This window comes from Arthrobacter mangrovi, from assembly GCF_026011795.1.
GTDB lineage: Bacteria > Actinomycetota > Actinomycetes > Actinomycetales > Micrococcaceae > Crystallibacter > Crystallibacter mangrovi.
Genome location: NZ_BRVS01000010.1, coordinates 21,273 through 27,272, shown reverse-complemented (window position 1 = coordinate 27,272; position 6,000 = coordinate 21,273). Strand labels below are relative to the sequence as shown.

The window sequence follows — 6,000 nt, the reverse complement described above, 5'->3', positions numbered from 1 at the left end:
TTCGACGGCAGTGATGAGTTCGAGGAGGCCGGCTGGTCCTGCGAGGCGGACTTCGGCGCGGTGGAGCAGGACGGGGACACGGTCAAGCCGGACCATGGCCAAGACGTGACCTGCACCGCCACCAACGAGCTCCATGCCAAGCACCTCGAGATCGAGAAGAGCGCCGGGGACGCCATCGATGTCGGCGCCGGCATCTGGGAGATCGACTACGAGGTCACCGTGACCAACCCGTCCAAGTTCGCCGACCGCGAGTACGACCTCACGGACACGCTGGAATTCGGCGAGGGGATCACCGCCACGGATGCGGCCTGGCTCCTGGATTACGACGACGAGGACGGCGTCTGGTCCGATCCGTCCGGTGACCCGACGGCGACTTTGGCCGCCGACCGCGAGATCGAGGCCGACTCCGTCCACACCTACAACGTCTGGGTGCGCGTCGAGGTTGACGAGGACGCGGACGAGGACCAGCTGGACTGCGAGCTGAACGGGGACGACGGCACCGGCCTGCTGAACCGTGCCGTGCTGAACCACAAGTACGAGGCCGAGGCCTGCGCCGAAGTCGAGCTCCCTGAGGAAGAGTACGAACACGGCGAGGAAGAAGAAGAGTACGAGCACGGCGAGGAAGAGGAAGAGGAAACGGCGCCGACTCCGTCGCCGGCACCGACCCCGGCTCCGTCGCCCGCTCCAGCTCCCGCCCCGGCACCGGCGCCCGGTGCGGCGGCTCCGCAGCCGGCCCCCGTGGTCCGGCCGCAGCTCGCGCAGACCGGCACTGACAGCCTCTGGCTGGTGCCCGGCGCCGGGCTGCTGATCCTCGGCGGCGCCGCGGCGACGCGGCTGTCGCGCAGGAAGGGCTGATCAACCCGGCTCCGCGGCTGGCCAGGGAACAGCCGCCGCCGCGCAGCCGGCCTGACCGGCTCGAGTGAGCCGGCTTTTCGAGAACCGAGGCCGCCGTCCGGGAGACCGGGCGGCGGCCTCGGCGTGCCGGCGCCCGCATTGCGCACGTCCAAACGGTTTCTGGTGGGGAATCGGGCGCCGCCGTCGGTCCGGAGGGGGATGATGGAGCCGTGGACAGCTTGATCATTGTTGCGCAGGCCGCAGGCGGCCAGGACGTCGCCTGGTGGGAAGTCGTGAGTGCGCTCTCGCCGCTGGCTACGCTGCTGGCGGCGACGATCGCCGGAACGATTGCGTGGCAGGCCCTGAAGCAGCGGTCCTTGGCCGACCGCCGTGGCGAGTGGTGGGGCCGGGCGCAGTGGGCGCTGAATGCGGCGCTCTCGGAGGACCCTGCCCTGAAGGAGACCGGGCTCGGTATCCTGGGCATCCTGGCCACGAGCAGCCTCGCCACGGACGAGGAGATCGAGATCCTCTCGGTGGCGGCGGTGCAGCCTCTCGCCCAGGTGTCCCGGCCGTCCGCGCTGCCGGAGCAGGGGCCGGCCCGGGAGCAGGGGCCGGGCGGGGAGCAGCGCCAGGCCCGGGCGCCGGAAACCCAGGACCGGATTGTCAGGCGCGCAGCGAAGCTGCAGGTCGTGACGGACCGGCGCCTGGATCGTCCGACGGAAGAGTGGATCCGCCGCCTCGCAGCCGACCCCAAGTAGGCCCGCCCCCCGTCGCAGACAGACACAAATGAGGGGGTGCGGCCCGCGGGCCGCACCCCCTCATTCGGAGCGTGGAAGGATCAGTCCTTCTTGAAAGCGTCCTTGACCTTCTCGCCGGCGTCCTTCAAGTCCGCCTTGCTCTGGTCAGTCTTGCCTTCGGCTTCAAGGCGCTCGTTATCGGTAGCCTTGCCGGCGGCTTCCTTGCTCTGGCCGCCCAGGCGTTCCGCAGCGTTCTCGATCTTGTCGTCCAAACCCATGGTTTTCTCCCTTCGTTTGGTCGTACCGGCTGGCGGTTTGTCAGTCGGCTTAGTTTTCACTCTAACCCGGGGAGCGGACGCTGTGGCCCGAAGGCACCAATCCGCTCCCGGCTTCGCGGAAAGGAAATCCTGCCCCCAATCCGGGGTACCCCAACTCGTCCTATGGTGTTTGCAAGGCCCCGTTGATACTTTGGACCTACGCTTCTCCCGCTGGGGGCGGGAAAGCTCGCACGAAGGTGCTGGGGCAGCACCAGTTGGTGTGGACCGGGAACGCGCACCGTTCCGGCCACCATTTCCGCCGCGGCCCCTTGGGGAAGCGGGGGAGAACCCGGACCGCCGGGTCTTGAAGAGGTAGAGGTTGGCCTGGGCCAGCAGGGCCGGAGACGGCGTTGCAGGACTTGGGTGACGTACAGCCAGTTGGGGGCGTACATGAGGCAACGACGACGGCGTTCGGCGTTCGGCTTGAGGGCCGTACTCGCCGCTCTGCTCACGTGTGCCCTGCTGTCGATGGGCTGGCAGGGGGCCGGCGCCACAGAGGCGGAGCCGACGGAGCAGGCCGAGTACTGGGACGACTCCGCTTCGGCGACGGCGGTTCCGACGCCGCCCGAGACAACCGAGTCTTCCGCGCCCCCATCCTCCGCGCCGACCCAGTCCGCGTCGCCAACGCCTGCCCCGCCCGCGCCCTCCGGCGTCACCCCGCCGGCCTCGTCCCCGTCGCCGCAGCCATCCGCCGTCGACCCCGTGGTCACGACTCCGCCGGCAACGCAGACGCCCGCACCCGCCCCGGCCGAGGTCCCGCCGTCGGCCGCCCCTGAGGTGCCGCCGGCCACCACTCCGCCGGCCACCACACCGCCGGCGACGACGCCGCCCGCCGCGGACCCGCCGGTCGTCCCGCCGGCCCCGGGCACCGACGGCACGGAGCCGGTGCTCCCGCCGGCCGAGCCGACCGTCCCCGGCGCGGAACCCTCGAATCCGGTCGAGGCGCCATCGCCAGCGGATCCGGATGAGGACGGCAAGAAGGACGACGGCGACCAGCCCGGCTCCGACGAGGACCCGGACGGCACCGAGCCCGACGTCATCGAGAAGCCCGTCACCGAGGCCCCGGACATCGTGGACGGTGCCCCCGGGAATGACTCCGGCAGCGGCGGCCCCGCCGCCCAGCTGTTGGTGGACCTGGCCTGGCAGATCAACGGCCGCGCCGCCACCCCCGAGGAAGTCGCCAGCCTCGGCGTCAACGGCGGCCTGCTGATCTCCCCGGACCCCAACAACCCCGCCCGCGTCGGCGTCCCGCAGTCCGGCTATGAGGACGGCACCGAGGTCGCCATCAAAGGCAGCATCTCCACGGGTAAGCAGTGTCAACTGGTCTCCCGCAGCATGATCGACGGCGACGGTACCGAGTCCATGACGGACGCCGGCCTCACCGCGGAACTGGACGAGGGCCTGAACCGCTACACCATCCGCAACAACCTTGAGTGCGGCCAAAGCGAGGGCGACCTGGAGCTGATGAAGACCGCCGGCACGCCGGAGGAGCGCGCACCCGGTGTCTGGACCGTCGGCTACGACATCACCGTCACCAACACCTCGGACGACGCCGCCGAACCCTACGGCCTCCAGGACACCCTGGACTTCGGCCCCGGGGTGAGCATCATCTCGGCCAGCTGGGAGCGCACCGGCGACGGTCCGTCGGCGTCCGGAATCTGGCCGGCGCCGGACACCAACCGGACGGCCACGCTGGCTCCGGCCGGCACCACACTCGGCTTCGACACCGACCGCGACATCACCCACACCTACCACGTGGAGGCCGTCGTCTCGGTCCCGTCCGGGACCCCCGCGGCGGACCTGGACTGCCGCTTCAACTCCGGCCGCGGCACCGGCCTGACCAGCAGCGCGCAGCTCAACGGCCTCACGGCCAAGGCCTGCCAGCCGCTGCCGGTGCGTGTCGCCGTCGAACAGGACTGGAACATCAACGGCACCCACTACCACGGCGGCACCCAGCCCAAGGGGTTCGACTCCGCGCTGCTGGTGCCCGCCGGACCGGGCGGCGTCGCCAAGGGGGAGTGGGGCGCATGGTACGCATACGACGGCGGCACTCCTGTCTCGCTGGCCGAGAACCTCGAGCTTCCCACCGGGTGCGAGGCCGCCGGCATGGACGGCGCAGGGCGGGTCGGCCGGCTCAAGTCGATCAACACTGTGACCATCGTTGCCGCGGTGAAGTGCCAGCAGCTGCTGACGCTGGTCAAGGTCCCGTCGGCGGAGCCCGTCCACGGCGTGAGCCCCGCGGACTGGAACCTCTTCGCGACGCCCCGCGGGGAAGCCGCCCCCGCCGTCGCCGGCAGCTCAGGCGTGGCCGCCGAGGTGGCCGCCGGAACCACGTACAACCTGGGCGAGAGCCCGCGCTTTGTCGGCGGGGCCGAATTCTCGCCCGGACGCTGGAACTGCGAGCTGACAGCGGGGACGGGCCGGCTGGTGCACGGGGAAACCTCCGTCACGCCCGGCTACGGCCAGCAGATCGCCTGCCAGGTGGCGAGCGACTGGCATGCGCCGAAGCTGCGCGTGACCACCAGCGCCCGCGAGCCGCTACGGTCCGAGCAAGCCGGCGACGGGGTGTGGGACGTGTCCTACGAGGTCGCCGTGCAGAACCCGTCCGTCATTTCCGGAACCAGCTACAACCTGATGGACACGCTGGACTTCGGGCCGGGCATCAACATCATCTCCGCGAAGTGGATGCTGCTCGGCTCGGACAACTCCGGGGAGTGGGTCCGGCCGCGGCGCAATCCCGCGCAGCTCCTGGCGCTGGACCGCGCCATCGGCGTGATGGACACCCATGTCTACCTGATCGACGTGCGCGTCCGCGTCGACAAGGAGGCGCCCGCCGCCGCGCTGGACTGCTTCGGCGGCAACCGCACCGGGCTGGCGAACACAGCGACCCTGGAGCGGACGGTCACTGCCCGAGCCTGCGCCGCCATTCCCGGTAACGGATTGGAAAACGCCGGCAGCCCCCAGTAGGCCGCCCCTTGCACCCGAGCCGCCAGAATCTATCCTTAAAACAGCGGACGCCTCATGGGTCCTGCCCATCCTGACAGGAGAGGCGGCCACAGATGGGAAGACGGCTATGACCGCATCACAAAGCATGCATGCACACGGCGCGCATCCGGCAGTCCGGACGGCAGCGATGACTGTCGGCATCGTGTTCCTGGTGGTCGGCGTCCTCGGCTTCATCCCCGGGATCACGACCAACTATGACGAGATGGCCTTCGCCGGGCACACGTCCGGGGCCATGCTGCTCGGCGTGTTCCAGGTTTCCGTCCTGCACAACATCGTGCACCTGCTGTACGGCGTCGCCGGTGTCGCCGCGGCCCGGAACGCCTGGGGCGCCCGCAACTACCTGGTCTATGGCGGCGTGGTGTACCTCGCGCTGTGGATCTACGGCCTGATCGTCGGCCCCGAGGCTACGGCCAACTTCGTCCCGCTGAACACCGCGGACGACTGGCTGCACTTCGTCCTGGGCGTCGCGATGATCGCCATCGGCCTGCTGCTCACCAGTGGCAGCCGCAAGGTCGAAGGCCACGGACACCGGACGGCGCATCCGTAATCGAACGGGCCGGCTGTCCCACTAGGGAGGAGCCGGCCCAACTCTGTGCCCGTTCCGGGAGCGGGATAACCACAGCCAAGAACGACGCCGGGAGCCGACTGCCGCAGGGCAGTTCCGCGGGGCGGGCGGCGGCAGGGAGAGCGGGGGTCGGCCACATGTTCGAGCAGCACCGTTGGGCGCTGGAGAATGCGGCGAGCGTCGCCGAGCGCGATGCCCTGCGCCGGCAGATCGCGGCGGAGGAACTGCAGCGGCTGCGCGCGGAGCTCGGCCCCGTGGCCGCGGCGAAGATCGAGCGGCGGATGCTGCGCATCATTGAGGACGAGCGGCAGAAGGACATCCGCTCCGCATCCGGCGGGACCCAGCCCCCGGACGACGCCTGCGGCTGAGGAGCGATGCCGGTCCGACGGGACAGCCCCGCCGGGGAAGACCCCCAGCGGCTGAGCGGCGGTGCCATGGGGCGGGACCGCGCCGCCGGGCGGCGCCTGCGGCTGAGCGGCGGTTTCGGGACAAACTGACGGGCCTCGCGCCGCTGACGTGGGCGGATGGATCCGATGCCGGG

General features: G+C 70.6%; 6 protein-coding genes. 5 read left to right on the top strand and 1 reads right to left on the bottom strand.

The genetic code is table 11. The features are described 5' to 3' along the window. Both AHIS1636_RS11920 and AHIS1636_RS11915 read left to right on the top strand, forming a co-directional pair. A partial coding sequence (locus AHIS1636_RS11920) for an LPXTG cell wall anchor domain-containing protein (protein ID WP_264796051.1) occupies positions 1 to 855 on the top strand: 855 nt, incomplete at its 5' end. Between the two features lie 209 nt (positions 856 to 1,064). Beyond that, complete coding sequence (locus AHIS1636_RS11915) at positions 1,065 to 1,592, top strand: hypothetical protein (RefSeq protein ID WP_264796050.1); 528 nt, start codon at positions 1,065 to 1,067, stop codon at positions 1,590 to 1,592. Positions 1,593 to 1,672: 80 nt separating this feature from the next. Here AHIS1636_RS11915 and AHIS1636_RS11910 read toward each other — a convergent pair whose 3' ends face one another. Then, positions 1,673 to 1,849 carry a CsbD family protein gene (locus tag AHIS1636_RS11910; RefSeq protein ID WP_262103567.1) on the bottom strand — a complete coding sequence of 59 codons (177 nt, stop codon included), beginning with the start codon at positions 1,847 to 1,849 and terminating at the stop codon, positions 1,673 to 1,675. Between the two features lie 429 nt (positions 1,850 to 2,278). Here AHIS1636_RS11910 and AHIS1636_RS11905 point away from each other — a divergent pair, with 429 nt between their 5' ends. The 3 genes from AHIS1636_RS11905 (at position 2,279) to AHIS1636_RS11895 (ending at position 5,827) form a co-directional block, all read left to right on the top strand. Next, positions 2,279 to 4,855, top strand: a complete 2,577-nt coding sequence (locus AHIS1636_RS11905) for a DUF11 domain-containing protein (protein ID WP_264796049.1) — start codon at positions 2,279 to 2,281, stop codon at positions 4,853 to 4,855. A 106-nt stretch (positions 4,856 to 4,961) separates the two neighbouring features. Continuing rightward, a complete protein-coding gene (locus AHIS1636_RS11900) occupies positions 4,962 to 5,441 on the top strand; it encodes a DUF4383 domain-containing protein (protein ID WP_264796048.1) in 480 nt (159 codons plus the stop codon). 155 nt (positions 5,442 to 5,596) lie between these two features. Next, positions 5,597 to 5,827, top strand: coding sequence for a hypothetical protein (locus AHIS1636_RS11895; RefSeq protein ID WP_264796047.1), 231 nt, complete (start codon positions 5,597 to 5,599; stop codon positions 5,825 to 5,827). Positions 5,828 to 6,000: the final 173 nt, after the last annotated feature.

Bases quoted from the DNA above. Each gene is read 5' to 3' on its own strand.
- AHIS1636_RS11905 (WP_264796049.1), top strand. From the start codon at position 2,279: ATGAGGCAACGACGACGGCGTTCGGCGTTCGGCTTGAGGGCCGTACTC.
- AHIS1636_RS11895 (WP_264796047.1), top strand. From the start codon at position 5,597: ATGTTCGAGCAGCACCGTTGGGCGCTGGAGAATGCGGCGAGCGTCGCC.
- AHIS1636_RS11910 (WP_262103567.1), bottom strand. From the start codon at position 1,849: ATGGGTTTGGACGACAAGATCGAGAACGCTGCGGAACGCCTGGGCGGC.
- AHIS1636_RS11900 (WP_264796048.1), top strand. From the start codon at position 4,962: ATGACCGCATCACAAAGCATGCATGCACACGGCGCGCATCCGGCAGTC.